Source organism: Spirochaetia bacterium, assembly GCA_022482625.1.
Taxonomy (GTDB): domain Bacteria; phylum Spirochaetota; class Spirochaetia; order Sphaerochaetales; family Sphaerochaetaceae; genus Pleomorphochaeta.
In genome coordinates this window covers 1677009-1699005 of the sequence record JAKVOU010000001.1, presented here as the reverse complement: position 1 = coordinate 1699005, position 21997 = coordinate 1677009, and the positions used below count along the sequence as shown (strand labels likewise).

General features: G+C 44.8%; 16 protein-coding genes and 1 pseudogene. 12 read left to right on the top strand and 5 right to left on the bottom strand.

Annotation, left to right across the window (positions count from 1 at the left end):
• Nucleotides 1-17 precede the first annotated feature (17 nt).
• The 6 genes from priA (at nucleotide 18) to LKE40_07720 (ending at nucleotide 7352) form a co-directional block, all read left to right on the top strand.
• The gene (gene priA / locus LKE40_07745) at nucleotides 18-1973 is read left to right on the top strand and encodes a primosomal protein N' (GenBank protein MCH3917340.1); all 1956 of its coding nucleotides are present in this window, start codon (nucleotides 18-20) and stop codon (nucleotides 1971-1973) included.
• Between the two features lie 239 nt (nucleotides 1974-2212).
• Nucleotides 2213-2734 (top strand): peptide deformylase, encoded by a 522-nt coding sequence (gene def, locus LKE40_07740; GenBank protein ID MCH3917339.1) that lies wholly within the window; start codon nucleotides 2213-2215, stop codon nucleotides 2732-2734.
• A gap of 2 nt (nucleotides 2735-2736) precedes the next feature.
• Nucleotides 2737-3669, top strand: a complete 933-nt coding sequence (gene fmt / locus LKE40_07735; GenBank protein ID MCH3917338.1) for a methionyl-tRNA formyltransferase — start codon at nucleotides 2737-2739, stop codon at nucleotides 3667-3669.
• 42 nt (nucleotides 3670-3711) lie between these two features.
• On the top strand, nucleotides 3712-5952 hold the full coding sequence (locus LKE40_07730) for a patatin-like phospholipase family protein (GenBank protein ID MCH3917337.1): 2241 nt from the start codon (nucleotides 3712-3714) through the stop codon (nucleotides 5950-5952).
• A gap of 1 nt (nucleotide 5953) precedes the next feature.
• The gene (locus tag LKE40_07725; GenBank protein ID MCH3917336.1) at nucleotides 5954-6961 is read left to right on the top strand and encodes a TIGR01212 family radical SAM protein; all 1008 of its coding nucleotides are present in this window, start codon (nucleotides 5954-5956) and stop codon (nucleotides 6959-6961) included.
• Entirely contained in the window at nucleotides 6948-7352 is a 405-nt protein-coding gene (locus LKE40_07720; GenBank protein MCH3917335.1) for a VanZ family protein, read from the top strand. Before LKE40_07725 ends, LKE40_07720 begins: the two co-directional genes overlap by 14 nt.
• Before the next feature lie 75 nt (nucleotides 7353-7427).
• Here the strand turns inward: LKE40_07720 and LKE40_07715 are convergent, their stop codons facing one another.
• A complete protein-coding gene (locus LKE40_07715) occupies nucleotides 7428-8672 on the bottom strand; it encodes a diaminopropionate ammonia-lyase (protein ID MCH3917334.1) in 1245 nt (414 codons plus the stop codon).
• A gap of 304 nt (nucleotides 8673-8976) precedes the next feature.
• Between LKE40_07715 and LKE40_07710 the strand changes: the two genes are divergently transcribed.
• Both LKE40_07710 and LKE40_07705 read left to right on the top strand, forming a co-directional pair.
• Nucleotides 8977-9669 carry an anaerobic ribonucleoside-triphosphate reductase activating protein gene (locus LKE40_07710; protein MCH3917333.1) on the top strand — a complete coding sequence of 231 codons (693 nt, stop codon included), beginning with the start codon at nucleotides 8977-8979 and terminating at the stop codon, nucleotides 9667-9669.
• Nucleotides 9670-9794: 125 nt separating this feature from the next.
• The gene (locus LKE40_07705; GenBank protein MCH3917332.1) at nucleotides 9795-12164 is read left to right on the top strand and encodes a ribonucleoside triphosphate reductase; all 2370 of its coding nucleotides are present in this window, start codon (nucleotides 9795-9797) and stop codon (nucleotides 12162-12164) included.
• A 340-nt stretch (nucleotides 12165-12504) separates the two neighbouring features.
• Here the strand turns inward: LKE40_07705 and LKE40_07700 are convergent, their stop codons facing one another.
• Nucleotides 12505-13923 (bottom strand): MFS transporter, encoded by a 1419-nt coding sequence (locus LKE40_07700; protein MCH3917331.1) that lies wholly within the window; start codon nucleotides 13921-13923, stop codon nucleotides 12505-12507.
• 251 nt (nucleotides 13924-14174) lie between these two features.
• Here LKE40_07700 and LKE40_07695 point away from each other — a divergent pair, with 251 nt between their 5' ends.
• Nucleotides 14175-15482, top strand: coding sequence for an aspartate kinase (locus LKE40_07695; protein ID MCH3917330.1), 1308 nt, complete (start codon nucleotides 14175-14177; stop codon nucleotides 15480-15482).
• An 11-nt stretch (nucleotides 15483-15493) separates the two neighbouring features.
• Here LKE40_07695 and LKE40_07690 read toward each other — a convergent pair whose 3' ends face one another.
• Both LKE40_07690 and ugpC read right to left on the bottom strand, forming a co-directional pair.
• Complete coding sequence (locus LKE40_07690) at nucleotides 15494-16207, bottom strand: GNAT family N-acetyltransferase (protein MCH3917329.1); 714 nt, start codon at nucleotides 16205-16207, stop codon at nucleotides 15494-15496.
• Nucleotides 16208-16287: 80 nt separating this feature from the next.
• Nucleotides 16288-17382, bottom strand: a complete 1095-nt coding sequence (gene ugpC / locus LKE40_07685; GenBank protein MCH3917328.1) for a sn-glycerol-3-phosphate ABC transporter ATP-binding protein UgpC — start codon at nucleotides 17380-17382, stop codon at nucleotides 16288-16290.
• A gap of 175 nt (nucleotides 17383-17557) precedes the next feature.
• Here ugpC and LKE40_07680 point away from each other — a divergent pair, with 175 nt between their 5' ends.
• The 3 genes and pseudogenes from LKE40_07680 to galE all read left to right on the top strand — a co-directional run bounded on the left by LKE40_07680 (nucleotide 17558) and on the right by galE (nucleotide 20565).
• Entirely contained in the window at nucleotides 17558-18124 is a 567-nt protein-coding gene (locus LKE40_07680) for a hypothetical protein (protein MCH3917327.1), read from the top strand.
• A gap of 16 nt (nucleotides 18125-18140) precedes the next feature.
• On the top strand, nucleotides 18141-19460 hold the full coding sequence (locus LKE40_07675) for a hypothetical protein (GenBank protein MCH3917326.1): 1320 nt from the start codon (nucleotides 18141-18143) through the stop codon (nucleotides 19458-19460).
• A gap of 94 nt (nucleotides 19461-19554) precedes the next feature.
• Nucleotides 19555-20565 (top strand): annotated as a pseudogene (galE, locus tag LKE40_07670) (UDP-glucose 4-epimerase GalE).
• Nucleotides 20566-21145: 580 nt separating this feature from the next.
• Here galE and LKE40_07665 read toward each other — a convergent pair.
• Entirely contained in the window at nucleotides 21146-21985 is an 840-nt protein-coding gene (locus tag LKE40_07665) for a hypothetical protein (GenBank protein MCH3917325.1), read from the bottom strand.
• Nucleotides 21986-21997: the final 12 nt, after the last annotated feature.

The following is a 21997-nucleotide window of genomic DNA, read 5'->3' as shown; positions in this document are numbered from 1 at the left end:
TGTACGTAAAAGTACTGATGGACCTTCCTCTTGATGATCCTTTTTCATACCATGTGCCTGAAAAGTATGAATCTGCGATGCAGACGGGAATCAGGGTTGAAGTACCGTTTGGCCGTCGTAGGATGGTTGGGTACGTAATCTCTGTCATGGATACACTTGAGGCCGACTATGAGATCAAAGACATCCGTAGAATCATAGACAAGGAGGAAGTATTTACCGATGACCAGGTCAAGATGGCAAGATGGCTTGCCGAATTCTATCTGTGCCATGTAGGTGAATGCCTGGCTTTGCAGATACCAGGCGGCAGGCAGGATTCCCGGATGGATACGGTTACAGATGATCTGGAAGCCGCAGAAGAGCCGATAGAACAGCTTTCTTCCTACCAGCAGGAGGCAATTGATACTATTCTTGCTGGAAAAGATACCATGTATTATCTCTACGGAGTGACTGGATCAGGAAAGAGCGAAGTATACTTCAGGTGTGCCGAGCAGGTCATCAAGGAAGGCCGTCAGGTCATTTATCTGGTTCCTGAGATAACTCTGACCCACCAACTGATAGCTCAGGTTTCAAAGCGGTTCCAAGGCGAAGTTGCAATCCTTCATTCGGGGCTTACTGCCAGCCAGAGACTGAAGGAATGGAAGAAGATATTGAGAGGCGATGTCAGTCTGGCTATCGGGGTAAGAAGCTGTATCTTTGCTCCGTTCAGGAACCTTGGGCTGGTTATCTTGGATGAGGAACATGAAAATTCCTATAAAAGCGGTCAGGCGCCCCGGTATCATGCTCGCCAGGTAGCCCAATGGAGGTGTGCTTCCTGCCATGCAACCTTGGTTATGGGCAGTGCAACACCTTCTCTTGAGGCCTGGAGACTTATGGGGGAAGGAAAGGTACACAGGCTTGATCTTCCATTCCGTGTGAGCGGAGGATGCATGCCCAAGATAGAAGTAGTTGATATGCTCGGCGAAAAAGGAGTTATTTCCTCAAAACTGATGAGTGCAATGCAACAGACACTTGACAGGCATAAACAGGTGATACTATTCCTGAACCGTCGGGGTTATTCATATTTTTTCCATTGCAACAGCTGTGGCTATGAAATGACCTGTCCGCATTGCTCTGTGGCTCTTACCTATCACAAGGATAGGAATCGCATGCTTTGCCATTACTGCGGCTATTCAACAAAACCTATTTCTGTCTGTCCCCAATGCAATTCCTTGGATGTAGGATACAGTGGATTCGGTACTGAAATGGTGGAACAGGAGGTTTCCCGGCTGTTTCCTTTCAACCATGTAGAACGACTTGATGCGGATGCTGCCTTGAAACGCGGTAATGTTGCACAGATACTCCATCGTTTTTCTACGCATCAGAGTGATATCCTGCTCGGCACCCAGATGGTTGCAAAAGGATTCAATTTTCCTGATGTGGAACTTGTCGGCATCGTGCTGGCTGATTCAGGTATGAATCTTCCTGATTTCAGGGCTGAGGAGAGGACCTTTGGGCTGCTTACGCAGGTAGCAGGCAGAGCCGGACGTTTTTCCAATAGCGGGCAGGTCATCATCCAGACCTTCAAACCACAGGACAAGGCCATACAATATGCATTGAGAGGCAAGGGCCCTGATTTCTATAGCCAGGAACTTGCAGTCCGACAACAGACTGGTTTCCCTCCATATTCCAGACAAGTGAATCTTGTAGTGAGAGGAAGGCGGGAAGGAGCTGTAGAAAAGGGGATAGATGACCTTGCGGAAGTAGCAAGGATTCTGGCTGATGAAGTTCACAAACGTACAGGGGAAGAACTGGAACTGTTGGGACCGACAGAATGTCTGCTTTCAAAACTTGGTGGTAATTACCGTTATCACCTGTTGCTTCAGGGCAAGCAGGCATCGCTTTTGCATTTGTGGACAAAAAGGATATTGGAACAGTATAAGGTGCCTTCTGGCTTGTATATTGAAATCGATGTGGATCCTCTGCAGATGATGTAGGGGGGAATGTCGCTATAGCCACGTATACCGTAGCTGGATGACGACTTGCATTACTGCGGTACCTAAGGTACACTGTCGGCTGATGGAACAGGAAGGTGCAGATGACAAATATTGTCACGCTTTTTCTGCTTTGTCTTGATTTTTCTTTTCGATATGGCAAATTGTCAGTACATTATCAGTAGTACAGATTAATTTATAGGGGGTTTTGCAGGCGTTGTTCATTGACGATGGACAACTTTATGCCTACAATCAGCACTATGTTGGATATTTATAAATTGGGAGATGAAATACTCTCTAGAAAATGCAAACGTGTCTCTAAGTTTGATTCTTCAGTTTCTCTTCTTGCTGATGCAATGTTCGAAACGATGGAAGATGCGGATGGGGTCGGATTGGCAGCTCCACAAGTCGGGGTAGATATGCGGTTGTTTGTGGTCAATGACCAGCAGGGACACCGTATGGCTTTTGTAAACCCGGAGATCATCGAGACTTCTGCGGAAACAGTAGTGATGGAAGAAGGATGTCTTTCCATCCCGATGGTCTGGCATGATGTGGAAAGGGCTGCCAGTGTTACTGTGCAGGCTCAGGATGTCAAAGGGCAGGCTTTCAGGGTAGAGGCTTCCGGCCTGTTTGCACGTGCCATTCTTCACGAAAATGATCATCTCAATGGGATCTGTTTCATCGATCGATTACCTGAAGCTGAAAAAGAAAAGATGATCCGTCGTTATGAAAAGAAGAATCATGTCAAATTAGGGAGAACATGAGCATGCGGATTCTTTTTGCCGGTACACCTTTAATAGCTGTTCCGTCTTTGCAGGCTGCGGCTTCGCAGTTTGACGTACCAGCCGTACTGACTAACCCTGACCGACCTCAGGGGAGGCATCATACGCTTGTTCCAAGCCCGGTCAAGGAAAAGGCCGTCGGTCTGGGAATTGATGTCCTGCAGCCTGAAAGACTGAGAGGGGCTGTCCTTGAACAGGTTGCTTCCTACGGCTGTGATGTCCTGATTTGCTTTGCTTATGGCAAGATCTTTGGCAAGAAGATGCTTTCACTGTTTCCTCGGGGATGCTATAACATTCATCCTTCCTTACTTCCTGCATATAGGGGTGCTGCTCCTATCCAATATGCCATATTGCATGGTGAAAGACAGACTGGTATCAGTATCCAACAGATGAGTCTTGGTGTTGACGAGGGTGACCTTGCTTCTGTCCAATTGGTTGGATTGGATGGTAGTGAAACGACAGAATCCCTTACACAAAAGGTATCGGATCTTGCGGCCGGACAGCTTGTATCCTTTCTGAAGGACTTGGAAAAAGGACCGGTAGCCTTGCGGCCTCAGCAAGGAGAACCCAGCTATACGGCAATGCTTGAAAAGGAACAAGCTCCAGTCGATTGGACGGCTTCCGCATGGTCGCTTCACTGCAAAGTGAGAGCTTTTTATCCTTGGCCAAAGGCTGTTGCCGTCTATGACGATAAGCAACTTGCAATTACAGGTGTACATTTTCCTTTTGAAGAAGAACCATGTCCTGAGGTCATTCCTGGTACAGTAGTAAAGGTTGACAAGGAAAAAGGAATCGGCATTGCCTGCGGGGACGGTTTGCTTTATGTTGACAGGTTGCAGTTGGCAGGTAAGAAGGAGATGGACTTCAGGGCCTTTGTAAATGGAAATCCTTCCATCAGGAATGCCGTGTTGAGGTAACGATTGAAAAAATATCTTCCATTTCTGCTATTGTTGTTGTCCATGCATCAGGCAGTCGCACTTTATCCTAAGGTCGCTTTGGTATTATCTGGCGGAGGAGCAAAGGGTATTGCGGAAATCCCTGTCATACAGGCACTGGAAGATGCCGGTATTCCTATTGACTTCGTCTGTGGGACAAGCCAGGGTGCCTTGGTTGCCGGATTGTATGCTGCAGGATACACTCCCAAGGAGATGGCTGAGCTTTTTTCTCGGGATGATATCGTATCTTTGCTACTTTCTTCTCCGATACGAGCCTCACAGTCTGTTCCGTATCTTTTCCGTCGCAAAAATGACAATCTGATCAGTCTCGGCATAAGCAGCAGAGGGTTGGGAGACGATCCTGGGTTCATCGGTGACCAGAAGATTCTCAATTATATTTCATCAAAACTGGTAAAAGTCGAAGGGACCAAAAATTTCAGTGACCTTCCTGTGCCTTTTGCTGCCCTTGCGACCAATGTATCGACAGGGGAAGCTGTCAAGTTGAAGAATGGTTCCTTGGTCGATGCGTTGCGTGCAAGCATGTCATTACCGGTTGCTTTTTTTCCTTTTGTCCTTAAGGACGGTACGGTCTGCATGGATGGTGGCTTGGTTGATAATCTTCCTGTATCCTTGGCCAAGGAATGGGGAGCAGATATCATCATTGCCGTTGACGTAACAAGTGAAGATCTGGGAAAACCAGGAGCATATTCGTCTTTGACCGGGGTCATCAACCAAACCATAAGCCTTGCTACGTTTCATGGACGGGCAGAAAGCCAGCGGGCTGCTGATTTGTTGATACTGCCTGATGCAAAGAAAGTCTCTACTCTTGATTATTCCAATCCTCAGATGATATTGGAGATAGGACAAAAAGCAGCAGAAGCCAGGGAAACAGATATTTTGGCTTTGGCTGCAAAAATCAGCCAGACAAGAGCCCTTGAGTTCAGGAAGGATACCAAAGGACCATATGATAAATTGCCGGTTCCAGTAGTTGATTCCCTTTCTTTTAGGTTTGTGGCAGGAAGTAGACGTTCCTATGCTTATGAAACGCTGTTTACCAAATACATAGGAAAAGAACTGACTCCTTCTGTGATAGATTCGCTGAAGGATGATCTCCTTTCCTTCCGTGACCTGAATGGTTTCTCAACGGTTTCTTTCGAGTTTGAACCATCAGGAAAAATCGAAGACGGGAAAAGCCATGGCACGTTGGTATGTTATATCCGCAATTGGGATCGTTCGACATCTTCAGTCAGCCTGGGAATGAATGGTTCATTGGGTATTTCCTCTGATCAGGACAACAAAAGTTGGATGGATTCGATATTTTCCTGTAACCTGACACTTGAATCGCCTGTACGTTCTTCCATGGAATATATTGCATATCTTGATTTCGGTTCAACGATCCGGGCAGATCTGGGGCTTACCTATGGATTGGGTCGCTATAAGGATACTAAACTCAGCCTTCTTGGTGATTTGATAATCAAGGCCGGTTCACTTTCTGTTGCAACAGATTCACGTCTTGACAGTTATGTTCCTGCCTTTGGTTCCAGTTTTGGAATTTCGACCGGATTTGATATCATGCCTGCAGCACATTCCCGGTTTGATTTTGTATGTGGCTATTCCCTTGCCTTGATGGGCAGCTTGGCTCTTCCTTCCGAAATCGTAGATCTCGATTGGCAAGATGGAGCCATAAGCATACCGAGTGTGAACGTCGGGTATGTATGGAACACCCGAGTGCGTAAGCTTTTTTCGGACAAAGGACAGTTTTTCCGTGTGGCAGGAGGTCTGAGCCTGCCGAATCAGGAACTGGGTTGGTTCTATGAAGGTCAGTTTACGGTTGATGTCCCTATCGACAATGCACGGCGTCTGATTTTCGATGCACAGTTCGGTTGCAAGCAGGAACATTACCAGCTGACGGATTCCTACTATGATATCGGTGGCTTGGAAGGCTTTCCGGGCTATCCTCAATATTTTTTCAGGCGTGGCTATACCATGCTGTCAGCTATCTATGAAGCGAAATTACGACCTGATATTCCATTGTATTTTTTGCTTGAGGCCAAGGCCGGGGCGTTTGATACCTATGACCCTATTGATAGCGTAGGTGTAGGTTCCTATTTGATGGAAGCCCCTGAAGAATTGACAGATCCTTTTGGCATCTGGGATTTCGGTGTATTGGCTGGGTGTGGTATCGATACCGATTTTGGTAATTTTGTCGTGGGTCTTGGCTGTTCGGTGCGTGGTAGACTTTGTTTGTCCCTGGCGGTACTCTGATATGAAAGAAAGACCCTGGCGAACCTATAGCAGCTACCTGAAGGAGACTTATGGTTACAAGGTATACAGAGTAGGTATTGATGGCGGATTTTCCTGTCCGAACAGGGATAAGGATAGAAAAGGTGGCTGTTTTTTCTGTGATGCGACAGGTGCAAGAGCGGCTTATCAAAGAAAAGAAGAAGGTAAATGGGCCGCTGCCGGAAATTTCCGTAATGAAATTGCATCGGTACGACCAAGGATGCAGTTTGATTTGCCGATGCGAATTGACAGTTTGAGGCAACAGATAGAAAGTGGCATGCATTTTGTCAGAAGACGATATGGTGCAGAACGTTTTTCCCTATATTTTCAGGCTTGGACGAATACCTATGCGCCGGTAACAGAGCTGAAGGCTATCTATGATGCTGCACTTTCCTGCGGGCAGTTCTTGGAATTCATTGTTTCTACCCGTCCCGATTGCCTGGAAGAAGAGGTGGTTGACCTTTTGGCTTCCTACGGCGGTATTGTTGCACAGGTCTGGGTGGAAGTCGGCCTGCAGAGCGCCAATGATGTGACTTTGTCCCGGATACACAGAGGTCACGATGTAGATTGCTACGTTCAGGCTGTCAAAAGATTGCATGCAAAGGGCATAAAGGTGTGTACCCATGTGATCAACGGGCTGCCTGGGGAAAATACCGAGGACTATCGTAGGACTGCTGCCTTGGTAAATGCAGTCGGAAGCGAAGCTATCAAGATCCATAACCTTGACATTGCCGGCGGAACGGAATTCCATAGAGAGTATCTTGAAGGAGAACTTACCGTTCCTGCAAGGCGCAGGATCATGGAGAATTGCATCATTATGCTTAGGCATCTTGATCCTAGGATAGTGGTTCAGAGAATGCTGTGTGAAACGCCTGTGCATCGGCTGGTTGCTCCCAGAGGAATCGGTGACAAGGAAAAATTCCTGCGGGATCTTGCTTCTCTGATGTATGAAAGGGGATATGTACAGGGAGACCTTTATGATGAAGTCTAGGACCATCACCAAAATGTTTCGCGTATTGTCAGTGCTGCTGGCATTTTTACTTATGTACCTCAGCCTTGCCCGACATCCTGAAGGGGAATCATTGGTGAAGTTTTTCCCCTTGCAGGATAAGGGAGCCCATGCTTTTGCCTATGCAGCTTTTGGTTTCAGTCTTTTCTTTGCTTTCAATGGAAAATCAAGGCAGTTTTCCTGGCGTCCTTTCCTGCAGACTTTGCTTCTGGGTGCTGTGTTCGGATATACCATGGAAATCATACAGGGGTTTGTAGGCCGGGATTATGATCTGCTTGATTTGCTTGCCGATTGTATCGGCATAGTATCAGGGATCCTGATATCACTTGCCATTTTATATCTATATCGCCATTTTTTCTGCCCTGAAAATTGAATTCATCCTTTCTTCTTGTAAGATGTCGGAAGAAAGAATGAATGTCCTTGGTGAAAAGAATAGAGATTGATGTTGTCAATGTCTTGTTACATATTCTTTTGGCACAGGGTCTTGTCCATCCCAGATAATCTGTCTGAAACTTGTAGGATCTGTATTGCCTTCTGTATTGATGATCAGTATCCTGCTGTCTTTTCCCAATCCAAGGTATTGCTTCAACTGTTCGTTGCCGGGAAGCGTGAGCAGCTGATAGAGTGCTCCCAGGGTGACGGCACCGGATTCACCGCTGATGATCATGGGATCCCCCTTGAGTGGAACTGCCATGATCCTCATGCCTCTGGCTGCAACATAATCAGGTACCGAAAGAAATGCATGAGTATAACGTTTCAATATGTCCCAAGCGACCGGACTTGGCTCACCGCAGGCAAGACCTGCCATGATGGTCGACAGAGAACCATCTATGGTATGGGGTTTCCCATCATCTGCCTGCGCACTTGCAAATATACAGGCTGCCTGGCTTGGTTCGACAACGACGAACTTAGGTCTGTTTTCCGGAGCACAGAGCCCTGTATAGAATCCGATGACTGATGCGGCCAGCGCTCCTACCCCTGCCTGTATAAAGACATGGGTCGGCAGTGAAATTCCCTGTCCGCTGAACTGTTCCTGTGCTTCCAGCAACATGGTGTTGTATCCCTGCATGATTTGTGTCGGAATGACGGTATAGCCTTTCCAGCTTGTGTCACTGATTACTTCCCAACCATATTTCTTGGCGTCAATGCCGCATGTGCGGACTGCATGGTCATAGTTCCCAGGAATTACCTTTACTTCAGCCCCGTACTGCTTGATGGCATCGATTCTGTTCTGGCTGGTCTGACTGTGTACATAGATGACACAACGGTGTCCCAATAATCTTGCAGCCCATGCAATGCCTTTGCCGTGATTGCCGTCTGTTGCACTGGCAAAAGTAATGGTTCCTAGCTTTTTCTTTGTTTTCGGACTGGTAAGTATATTGAAACTGAGTTCATCATCTGTAAGCCCCAGCTTGCGCTGCAGGTAGCGGAACAATGCAAAGCTGCCACCCATTACCTTGAAGCTGTTTAGTCCCATCCTTTGCCCTTCATCCTTGACGTATATGCCCTCTACTTGCAGCATTCTTGAAAGATTCGGCAGTGCGGCAAGTCTGGTCATGCTATAATCCGGTATCTCGCTGTGAAGTCTTCTTGCTAGTCTAGCGGCAGAGAGGGGAAACAGCTCCTTTGCCCGTGAGTTGTCTTGTTCTACGTGGTCATTGATGATCCAACTTATGTCTGATTCATGTTCCATATGATTTATCTCCTGGATATTCTTATCCTTGTGGTAGTGCCTGTTGCTCCGACAAGGTACTATCTATTGATGCAATTGGCAAGTATCTGATGTAATAAAAAATGAAAATATTTATTTTTTAGTAAAAATAAACTTTATATATAATTGTATACATAAGTATAACATTGATTATTTTATTATATCATCTATTTTTCTAATATCCTGATATGGTTGTTTTTACCGGGTCATATTGATTCTTCACGGCAAAGTCAGTTACTTTTGATAGGGCTGCTGTCCGTTTGTCAGTAGCAAAAGGTGGATGCAAATGAAATTTCATGGAATCGTCAAGGCAACTGTATTGGACTATCCGGGATTGATGGCCTGTACGCTTTTTACCGGGGGCTGTAATTTCCGTTGTCCTTTTTGTCAGAATGCTTCTTTGGTGGAAGATCCGTCTTCCCAACCGGTCCTTGATCTTGATGATCTCGATGTTTTCCTGAAAAGCCGGATCGGCTTGCTTGATGGGGTTTGCATCACAGGGGGCGAGCCTCTGATCCAGCAGGATATCGGAGCATACTGTTCATATTTGAAGGAACTAGGTTTCAAGGTCAAGGTTGATACCAATGGTTCGATTCCTTCGCGGCTTGCAGAATTGCTTGCAGGAGGAAACGTAGATTATGTTGCCATGGATATCAAAAGCAGTCCTGAGAAATATGCACAGGCAACGGGACTGGAATCTTTTGACGTCAAACCGATTCTGGAAAGTGTCGATTTGCTGAAACATAGTACTGTCCAGCATGAATTCAGGACAACGCTTGTGAGGGAACTTCATACTGAAAAAGATATTGATGCAATCGGCCTGTGGCTTGGCAGAGGTCAGCATTATTTTCTTCAGACTTTCGAAGACAAGGGGCGGAACATAGTGTCAGGATTGCATGGTTTTACTAAGAAAGAAGAAGAAAACTTCCAGATTAGATTAAAAAATTATATGGATTTTGTTGAACTTCGGGGAGTGTGAAATTGTATTTGACACTAGTCATAGTGTATCTATAAAAAAAATACTCTTTATCTTGCGTAGTTAAAAATATTGTGCTATACTCCATCTATATCAAGAAACATTCTTAATAAATGGAGACAGTAGAAATGTATAAAGTAACGAAACGAGATGGTAAGGTCGTTGACTTTGATATCAAACGAATTTCTCATGCGATTGAAAAAGCGTTTGAAGCTTCAGGTAAAAACTATAACACCAATGTGATCGACCTTCTTGCCCTCAAAGTGACGGCTGATTTTGAAAATAAGATTTCCAATGACCTGATTGCGGTCGAAAATATTCAGGATTCTGTTGAAAGGGTGCTGGTCCTTGCTGGGTACTCTGAAGTTGCCAAGGCATATATTCTCTATCGTAAGCAGAGGGAGAAAATCAGGAACATGAAGTCGACTATCCTTGATTATAAGGATATCGTTGACAATTACCTGCATCTTAATGATTGGCGTGTCAAGGAAAACTCTACTGTTACCTATTCTGTCGGTGGACTTATTCTGTCCAACAGCGGAGCCATTACAGCCAACTATTGGCTTTCTGAAATCTATGATGATGAGATCAGCAATGCGCATCGCAATGCCGATATCCATATCCATGACCTTTCGATGCTTACCGGTTATTGCGCCGGTTGGTCTTTGAAGCAGCTGATCACTGAAGGATTGGGTGGGGTACCTGGCAAGATTACAAGCAAGCCGGCAGCGCATCTTTCTTCGTTGTGCAACCAGATGGTCAACTTTCTTGGCATCATGCAGAACGAATGGGCTGGCGCTCAGGCTTTCAGTTCCTTTGATACCTATCTTGCTCCGTTCATCAAGGTAGACGACCTTTCCTATAAGGAAACCAAGCAGTGCATCGAATCATTTATTTTCGGAGTCAATACACCGTCCCGTTGGGGTACGCAGGCACCTTTTACCAATGTGACCATTGACTGGACTTGTCCTGATGATTTGAAAAAGCTTCCGGCCATCGTAGGTGGTAAAGAGATGGATTTTACCTATGGAGACTGCCAGAAGGAAATGGATATGGTCAACAAGGCTTTCATTGAAGTATTCATTGAAGGCGATGCCGTAGGCAGAGGCTTCCAATATCCTATCCCGACTTATTCGATAACAAGGGATTTCGATTGGTCCGATACAGAGAACAACAGGTTGCTTTTTGAAATGACAGCCAAGTATGGTACTCCTTATTTCTCCAATTATATCAACAGTGACATGAAACCCAGTGATGTGCGTAGCATGTGTTGCCGTCTTCGCTTGGACCTGCGCGAGTTGAGGAAGAAAAGCGGAGGATTCTTTGGTAGTGGGGAATCTACTGGCAGTGTAGGCGTAGTAACGATCAATATGCCTAGGATTGCCTATCTTTCAAAAGATGAAAAAGAATTTTATACACGTCTTGATCATCTGATGGATATCGCTGCCCGGTCACTGAAAACCAAAAGAAATATCATTACAAAGTTGCTTGAGGAAGGATTGTATCCGTATACGAAACGATATCTTGGTACATTCAAGAACCATTTTTCGACAATCGGCTTGGTTGGCATGAATGAAGCTTGTCTCAATGCAAAATGGCTACGCTGTACTATTGCGGATGATGCAGGACAGAGCTTTGCCGTCAATGTACTCAACCATATGAGGGACAGGTTGTCTGATTACCAGGAGGCAACGGGAGATCTCTATAACCTGGAGGCTACTCCTGCCGAGTCAACGGCCTACAGGCTTGCCGCCCATGACAGGAAGCAGTTTCCTGATATCATTACTGCTTCCAAGGATGATAGCAGCCCATACTACACCAACAGCACCAATCTGCCGGTGGGGTATACATCTGATGTTTTTGAAGCTCTGGAAAAACAGGATCAGTTGCATACGCTTTATACGTCAGGTACTGTATTCCATGCATTCCTGGGAGAAAAGCTTTCTTCGTGGAGTGACGCGGCACTTATGGTCCGAAAGATTGCATCTAATTTCAAGTTGCCATATTTCACGCTTAGCCCGACTTATTCCGTCTGCCATGAGCACGGGTATATTGCCGGAGAGCATTACACATGCCCTGAGTGCGGTAAGGAGACGGAAGTCTACAGCAGGATTACCGGTTACTATCGTCCTGTAAAGAACTGGAACATCGGTAAGGCTGAAGAGTTCAAGGAAAGGAAAGTATATAATTTCGAGCAGAGTGTCCTTGATCCCAAGACAAGGGAAGTGAAGAAAAAGGAACAGCAGATTACCATGGTCGGCAGCAAAGACCAGACACTTCTGTTTGTAACTCCTACTTGCCCCAATTGCAAGATAGCCAAGCGTTTCCTTGATGGTGCCGGCATCCAGTATGAAACTGTTGATGCAACGGTCCAGAAGGACCTTGCTTCTCAATTCGGAATAATGCAGGCACCTTCGTTGGTTGTTGTCCATGAGGGAGAAGTTTCTGTTTACTCGGATGCATCTGCCATCAAGGGCTTTACCGAAAAGGTCTGTTGATTGTTCTTGTATGGTTTTTCTCTGTCGGAATGTCAGGCAGACCGACAGAGGAAAATCAGATCAGTTTCCAAAAATTTTCCGAAGAAATGCTGGAAATGGCTTTTTCTGATAGGTACTCAGAGGATGACAGCTATCGGTTGCCTGCTGATGTTAAAACCTTGCTTCCTTTGAAAAAATATCTTGCCAATCCGAGAGATATGTTTTATCATTAACCAAAAGGAAGAGTCTGCAGGATATCAGTAATGACCATTTGGTTGTCGTTTCTGCCGTTCGACTTGGTTTCCAAATAGTTAACATATTCCATTGAAGGGGGGGAACAGCAATGTTCTCCCTTTTCTTGTTATCTGATGGATTTACTTTTTCCCTTTGTATTATAGGCAAACAGACCGAGAAAAAATGCGCCTGCAGCAAAACCTGCAGCTATGATGAATGCTCCGTGTATACCTGCTACGATATTTTCTGATGGAGCTGTGTGTATTGAAGGTGTTTGTGCAAAAAGAAAGAAAAATGCACCTATGATTGTAGTTCCCGAAGCCTGCCCCATGGTACGTGAAAGGTTGAGAAGGCCGGAAATCACTCCTCGCTGTCCGGGCTTTGCCATTGACATGATGAAAGCATTGTTCGGTGTCTGAAAGAAAGCAAGGCTGCCGTTTGTAAAGAAGAGTTCAATGACAATGAGAGGAAGTGATGTCCCTTCAGCCAAAGAAGACAGGGCGATCATGCCTATTACCAGCATCAGCATACCCAATTCCATGACTTTTATATTGCCTATTCGTTTTGACATGATGCTGGAAACTGGTGTAAGTACTGCACATCCGACCGGACCTGCCATCATCAGGCTGCCTGCGGCAGCTGCTGTCAGTCCTTTTGCCTGCTCAAGGTAGTACGGCATGATGAATCCATAGCCATTGATCACCAGATAGAGGATTACACTGATACCTAGGCTTGCACTGAATATGATATTATGAAAGACGTTAAGCTGAATCAAAGGTTCTTTTGCTGTTTTTTCCTGATGTATGAATAATATTATTCCTGCCACTGCGGCTATAACCAGGCAAAGGACACCGAAGCAAGGGCCTTTTTTTTCTGCCAAGGTAATGCTGAGGACATAGCATATCAGACTGAAGCTGAGCAGCAGCATGCCCTTGAGATCTAGAGCCTGCCCTCTTGTCGGTATCGGCAGAACCGGCAGATATCTGAAAAGCAAGAGTGCGACGAGTCCCAATGGCAAGTTCAGAAAGAAAATAGTACGCCAACCAGTCCATGTAATCAGCAGCCCCCCGACAGAGGGGCCGATGGCAAAGCCTATCGGGAGCATGGCTGTTATTGCGGCCATACCATTTTCCAATTTGTCTTTTGGCAGAACATCGCCAGCCAAGGCAAATGACAGGGTAATCAATATGGCTCCTCCGATGCCTTGGATGGTACGGAAGATAATCAGCTGTACGACAGATGTTGAAATTCCGCATAGTACTGAACTGATAATGAACAACAGGATGCCGATGGCATAGAGCCTTTTCTTGCCGAATATGTCAGCTATGCGTCCTATGCCGACAATAAGGGAAGTCAGGGCCAGCATATAACTGAGCATGATCCATTGTACAGTCGGGAAATCAGCATGCAGTTGCCCTGCTATCGTCGGTAATCCAATGGTAACTATGCTGGTATCAATGGTTGACATCAGGGTGGTCAGACAAAGAAGAATGACAGTTGCCTGATGATTTTTTCTTTTTGTGACAGTCTGTTGTAGTTGTTTCAAGACCCATGACTCCCTTTTGAGATAGCATAGCATAGGTATTGCAACAGAAGATAGATATTTTTTCCAGAAGTTACTTGCTGTGTGGTTTGTTTTTAAAATTCTACTTGCCAAAAATTTTGTCTCTCCATAGAATAAAGAGACATCACTTCAGAGTGAAGGGAAAACACATCTGACGGAGGTCAGACGGATTTTCTTGATACTACGAAGAAGAAGGTAATTTCCAAAAAGTCAGCAATCTTGGAGGTAGGCATATGGTCGTCTGTAAGTTCGGCGGTAGTTCGGTTGCCGATGCCGGGCAATTGAAAAAAGTCAAGGCAATACTTGAGGCGGATGAACGCCGGAGGATTGTCATTGTTTCGGCTCCGGGCAAACGGTCGAGTGATGATATCAAGGTTACTGATATGCTCTATGCCTGTCAAAAAGCCGTACAGTCCAAAGGGAACTGCAACCAAGAGTTTGAAAGGGTATCTCAGCGTTACCGTCAGATCATGGTTGAATTGAATCTTGATACCTTGTCCATGGAACAGGCACTTGGCGAAGTGCTTGAGAAAATCAATGCGGGGGAAGGTGCAGATTATGCCGCAAGCCGAGGTGAGTATCTCAATGCAAAACTGGTAGCCCAATATCTTGGCTGGACATTCATTGATGCCGCGGATGTCATTGAGCTTCATGCTGATGGTACGATTGCACCTAAGACATGGTTCAATTTGCAGAAGGCTCTGAAACCTGAAGGCCACTATGTCTTGCCCGGTTTCTATGGGATGGGAGAAGAGCAGAAGGTCAAGACATTCAGCAGAGGTGGTTCGGATATAAGCGGTGCGATCCTGGCAAGAGCCGTCCAGGCAGAATTATATGAAAACTGGACTGATGTAGCAGGATGTTTTAATGCTGATCCGCGTTACGTGAAAGGCGCTGCTCCGATTCTGAAAATGACCTACAGGGAAGTACGGGAACTTTCTGCCATAGGGGCCAGTGTTTTCCATGAGGAAGCCATAGCTCCTGTCAGAGAGGCTGAAATACCGATAAATATCCGTAATACCAATGATCCTGCTGCGCCGGGAACACTTATTACGGCTTCACGGAGTATGGATGGGAAACCATTGGTTGGTGTTTCTGCAATTGGCAACTACAGCAGGATCATTGTCAGCAAGCTGATGCTGTTCAAGAAGCCAGGGACCAGACACGCTCTGTTGACTATGATGCATATCTATGGTATCAGGCCAACTCTTTCCTTGTTCGGTATAGATTCGATTGTCTGGTACTTCGACAGTGCCATGGCCAGTGATAGTGTCTTGGATTCCCTTTGTGCCCGCATAAAGGAGGAATTCCAACTTGACGATGCATCTTTTGAAAGAGGTTTCGCTATCGTCGGTATCGTCGGGCAGGGAATAATGACATTGCCACATATTGTCGACAAGGCATCTACAGCTTTGGTTCAGGCAGGAATTCCACTGAAGTTTGTCAATTATGGAGCTTCCTCCCTGACGATGCTCCTCGGTGTAGCAGAGGAAGACAGAAAGAAAGCTGTGCAGGCTCTGTTTGATGAGGTCTTTGCTTGAAAAGCTAGTTGTCAGAACCAGCTTATTTCTTCCTTTGCAAAGGAAAAACCTAATTTTCTATGTAATGCCAGAGAAGGTTCATTATCCGATTTGATATGAGCATAGGGAATTTTGCCATTTGCGATAAGCTGGTTCATGACATGACGTTCCAGCATGGCAGCATAGCCTTTTCTTCTGTATTCTGGTAAGATTTCCAGCATGCCAAGTGCGCCTTCTTGATGGATTCCTATGAAGCCTGCCTTTTTACCTTTGGAAGTGACAGCTGTCATGACACCTTTTTCCAACCTGTCTGTCAGGTAAGCTTCCGTTGCCAGTTCATGATAATAGTTCCATATGAAATCCAGATCATCGGGAACTAGTTTTGAGAAAGTTATAAATGTAGGTAAATCAGCCTCACTGAGTTGTGGCCCATCATAGAATGCCGTAACACAACGGATTTCTTCTTTATAGCCACGGTCCTGGAGGTGCTGACGTTCAAAGGCCTGCCTTACGACAATAGGCCCATTACCTTGGAGTGGAAGGTATTTGTCAAATAGCCTGACAGCGGACAATGCAAAGACACTGAGCATGTAGGCGCCGTTGTATCTGATGAGTATGCCTTGTGCATCGCAATGGAGTATGACTGATGTTGGCTCTTTGATTGCTTCCAGCATATCGATATGTGCAGCAATACCGGTTTGTCTGAGTACTGTAGTTGCTTCTTTTTTTCTTTCAATGGCAGTCATCTTGTTTTCCTAATGACATATAATAAAAACGGGGTTGTCATTTCAAGGCAACCCCGTCCTTTTTTGAGAATAGTATCGGATTATCTGATTACCAATTCTGTCTCATTATCAAAGAACTTTGACCTTTCAAGGTCAGGAAGAAGTGAAATCTTGGTGTTTACTTTCACGGTATGCTCAGGATCAATCTTACCGATGACCTGTGCCTTGGAAGTAGTTACATATACGTGGGTTTCACTGCCAAGAGGTTCAACAACAGAAATATCGCCGTTGATAGTCTTGTTTTCAATCGGTTCCTTGCTGAATGCGACATCCTCAGGACGAACACCGAACGTGATTTCTTTGCCGATATAAGGTTTCAGCAACTTTGCTTGTTCGGGAAGCACCTTGATGGCAAAAGTACCTTCATTGATATAGATGTCATCATCTTTTGCTTCAACTTTTACATTGATGAAGTTCATCGGTGGTGATCCGATAAAGCCTGCAACAAACTTGTTGTCTGGTTCATTGTAGAGTTCAAGCGGTTTTCCGATCTGCTGGATGACACCGAACTTCATGACGACAATCTTGTCTGCCATGGTCAGTGCTTCAACCTGGTCATGGGTAACATAGATCATCGTAGCCTGCAACCTGTTGTGCAATCCTGAGATTTCTGCTCTCATCTGGACACGTAGCTTCGCATCCAAGTTTGACAAGGGCTCATCAAACAGGAAGACCTTTGGCTGACGGACAATTGCACGGCCGACAGCTACACGCTGTCTCTGTCCACCGGAAAGTGCCTTCGGCTTTCTGTCAAGCAGTTCTTCGATATCAAGGATCTTTGCTGCTTCCCTTACGCGCTGGTCAATGTCTTCTTTGGGGAACTTTCGGATTTTAAGACCGAAGGCCATGTTGTCATAGACCGTCATGTGAGGATAGAGTGCATAGTTCTGGAAAACCATTGCAATATCTCTGTCTTTCGGGGGAACATCGTTGACAATCTTGTCATCAATAGTCAACTCACCGGATGTAATATCTTCCAATCCGGCAATCATACGAAGTGTGGTAGATTTACCACATCCGGAAGGTCCTACGAGGACCACGAACTCTTTGTCTTCAATATCGATGTTTACATTGTCAACAGCTTTGACATTACCATCGTATATCTTACAAATGTTCTTGAGTTTTACAGTTGCCATAAAAAGCTCCTATAGTTATTTTATCTAGGATTTAGTGTACGGGCTTTTACAGGTCATGTCAAACTTTTTCCTTCTTGATTTGGCCTTTTTATCGTGTTTTGAGAAAAAACATTGTCCTTTTGCCTGAACATAATGAAATCTTGATTTTTTAAAAGCTTTGCAGTAGGTTGATTCCATGGCATACTACTGCATATCAAGTAGGGTCGGAGCGGAAAACAAGCTTATACCTCATTTACAGAAAGAATTCGAACGGACTTTTGAAGATGCCGATGATGTTGAGATTGTATTTCCCTACAAGCTGATCAGGGAAAGGCATGGAAAAGTTTATGTCGAGACTAAAAAACCGCTGTTGCCTGGGTATATCCTTTTGAGAACGGAGCAGGAACTGGGGTACTATGCCAGGGACATCCACCAGAATCCCTACTGTTTCGGATTGGTCCGTAATCGTGTAGACAATACTTTCCGGATGTTTGGCAATGACATTGCATATGCAGAATGGGTATATACCTATGATGGTCTTATCAAGCCGTCAAAGGTAACCTTGGAATTGGGTAGTGTCGTCCGGGTTGTTTCAGGTCCTTTGGTCGATTGTTGTGGGGAAGTGGCTAAAGTTGACAAACGGTCAAAGAAAATCGGTATAACCATGGATATCATCGGGGCAAAAAGACTTGTGTGGCTTCCTGTAGATATCCTGGAAGTTCCTGTTGCAGACAAAGATGTAAAACGGGTCTTTGAAAAGTAAGAAAAGGTAATTGTCTATGAATGAGATACAGAAGAAAGTCTTGTACGAAACTCTCAGCGGGCTTGCCAATCGTTATGGTGTCCTTCCGTTGTCCGGTCGTCTTGATTTCAAGCATTTCCATCCTTTGTTGGAAGGTGTTCCCATAAATCAGATACAGGAAATGGCAAATCAGGCTCAAGGGCCTGATTTCATCGTCAGGGATGGCGTGTTGTTTTCTCGGTTATACAATGAAGCACAATATACTGATTTGTTTTTCTATTGCTATGAGTTTCCTCTTCCTGCAGGTTTGTCCAGCAAAGATGCCACCGGCTGGAGCGATGTACGGAATCTGCCCGTGACACCCGAATTGGATACACTGAAGGCATACTGCCTTTCGAAGACACCTCGGAGTGACAACAAGGAAGAACTGGGAAAACAGTTCCTTATGCGCTTCTATGTATCTTTCAACGGTATTACGGTACGGGAACATGCCTATGTCTTGCCTGGTATCCTGAATTTTTTTGAAATTGAAGATGATGATGAACTTGACCGATTATTTGAAGCTGCTGCCCAGGTCCAGCCATCATGGTACAATGGTGGCTTGCGGGCGGTTGACAGGAAAAAAGACCAGTGGCTTGATGCAGGACTTGCTGACGGCCGTCTGACTCTTCGCTGTATCGACAGGGTCAACAGCTTTATCGTGGCAGCAATGCAACTGTATGGCTTTATAGAAAAATCGCATGCGTACAGGATTTATAAGAAATTTGAAGACAATGAGGCAGTTTCCCGTGAGGATTTCGATTTGATTGCCAATCATATCGATGCATCCGTAGTCTGTCCCTTTTCTTCTGATGCATATGTGTCCGGTGAATTCAACGGCATATCGGCAGATAGGTATTGGAGTCAGTCATTCATGGATAATCTGCAGAAGGACAAGACTGCTGACAAGCACTATCTCAGTCTATACTGGATGCTGTATCAACGGCAGCAGGGAGCGCATCGATATGCAGTTCCTTCCAAGGCAGAATTCTATCGATATGCAGATTTTTCCTATATTCCTGAAAACAGATATGTCGAAGCTTTACGGTCCTTGTTGGATATTCCGTCTGATAGATTGCTGCAGATGAATTTCAACCTGAAGTTCAAGCAGCTGTCCCATGCCTATGGAGATGATGCCGAACGGTTTGTTTCTGATTTTGTTTCGATGTTCGGGTTGGAACATGCTACTGATGACAAGATAAGGAAAGCTATCAGACTTTTTTCTCAGGCTTTGGATGAACTGCCTGCATGGGAGAATGCCGGTTTGCCTTTGGCAGGAGGCAATCCTGACGGCAGGCCGTCTTTTCGGATAGGTTGACAACAGTCTGTTTCCATAGTAATAGTACACGTGTACATATGGCATATTGCTTGTTGCATAAGCAATGTATGCTTGCAGTCATAGGAGGATGATTATGAGAATTCTGCTTACCGGGGGTGCCGGTTACATCGGTACTCACACTTGCATTGCTTTGACGGAAGCAGGGACATGAAGCCGTTATTGTCGATAATTTCTACAACAGCCGCAAAGAAGGCAGTTGCCCGCGTCGAACGGATCGTAGGAAAAGAAATTCCTTTCTATGAAGGCTGATGTATGTGACAAAGAAGCCATGAGAAAAATATTCCAAGCGTACGATTTTGATGCAATCATTCACTTTGCCGGTTACAAGGCAGTAGGTGAGTCTGTTACAAAGCCCTTGGCATACTATCGCAATAATCTTGATTCGACGCTGACTCTCTGTGAACTGATGCAGGAATTCAAGATAAAGAAAATAGTGTTCAGTTCTTCTGCAACAGTTTATGGCATGTCTGAGAAAGTACCGTTTACAGAAGATATGCCTACTGGCTGTACCAATCCGTATGGATGGACCAAATATATGATTGAACAGATTTTGAAGGACTTTTCACATGCCAATCCTGAAGTTTCCGTAGACTTGCTGCGTTACTTCAATCCTGTAGGGGCACATGAATCTGGCCTTATCGGAGAAGATCCTGTCGGTATTCCGAATAATCTCATGCCCTATATCTGTCAGGTTGCCGTCGGTAAACTTAAGAAACTGTCTGTTTTTGGAAATGACTATCCGACTCCTGATGGCACGGGCGTGCGGGATTATATCCATGTCGTAGATCTTGCCAGCGGGCATGTAGCTGCCTGTGAGCATCAGCATGAAGGCGTTGAGATAATCAACTTGGGAACTGGAGTAGGCTACAGTGTACTTGATATGGTCCATGCATTTGAGAAGGCTACGGGCATTGCTATCCCATATAGCATAGTGCCTCGCAGGTCCGGAGATATTGCTACCTGCTATGCCGATGTTTCAAAGGCCAAGAAACTTCTTGGTTGGAGTGCACAGAAAAACCTTGTTGATATGTGCAGGGATGCTTGGAACTGGCAGAAAAAGAATCCGAATGGCTATAGGGACTGAAAGTTTCAGATCCTATAACCTTGTCTGTATTTTTCCGGGATACTGCATTGTATATGATCAGTGGCTTGTTATGGTAACAGTAGTAGTTTGATCTGTGTTCCAGAAGTTTGCATTTTTGGGTACACGGGGCAGGTTGACACTCCGATTTGTCTTTTTAACCGCAGTACGTTTTCCAGTTGTGCCATGGGTTGTCTGACGACGACCGGTGACAGTATACTTTCGGGTTTCGCTGTGAATGTCAAGGAAATTTTTCAAACCGGTAAAACACCATAACATGCACACCTGATTTTTAGAGTGTTTTGCAGCGAGGTACCGAGCTGATCAGGGCATAATGCTGAACGTTGTATGAGATTTTGGGGTATTGTTACTTGAGCCATAGGAATAAGCAGCCAAAGGATTGACAGAGTGTTGCTTACATGGATGAAGGTCAAGCTGCCAGGATGGGACAACTGAAAGGACAGGTACTAAAAATCATAGATTCTTAAATTTTAGCATATGCTTTTAGAGAATTAATTTTGATATATACTCACAGGAGTTGATATGTGCTTATTCCTGTCGATGCGTGAAAAAATTTCCTTAATCAGAACAATTCAAGTTGGATTTCTTTTTGAGATTTACTTTTGGGAGGATAAAAGACGCCAATAATTGCCCATGGGTTTCTTGTGTTTTTCATATGGTTTTTAAAAACTGTACCCATAAAGAAATATATATCTTTTTTTTCAATAAAGGATTTTTCATATTTTTCCCGTACTTTCTGAAGGGCCAATTCGTCGTTGCCTTTGTATTTTCGAAATAATGCACCCATTTCCCAATCCTCAATTTGAATGGTATGGCTTTTATCATTGCTGTCTAAAAATTCATATCGAAAGCAATATGGTAATTCTTCTGACATTTGCCACATATCATTGACTTGAAATTCTGGAAAAAGTTCTCGTTGTTGCTTGAATTTTTTTTCAATTTCGTCACGTTTTTGCTGTCGCTCTTCAATAGCAACAGGAGTAACCACAAGTCGAGTTATTTTCTTTGGTTTAAAGACAGCTAGGGAAATAAATCCAGGAGTTTTTGTTTTTGAATCCAAGATAAGTTTATCAATACTCGTATAGTAACCATGTTGCAAGCAAAGGGTCTTTCTTGTTTTCCAAGTAGCGTTTTCAGTGCCGATGGAACCGACTACCTTTATGGTTCTATAGTCACAATGATAGGATTCTTTGCGTGGATCTAACCTTGGATCACGCTTTTCTACCTCAACTTCAATCCAATCCCATTTTTTAAATTCATTCTTTTCATCTTTATACATTCTTAAAGGAATGGGATAAATTCTAATCCAATTCCCATCTTCAGTCATTCCTGCTGTACAAACTGTTTCACCGCTGCTGTTAGAAGGCTGTGGATATGTTTTAACAAGGACTAAAATTTTCATGACCTTTCCCTT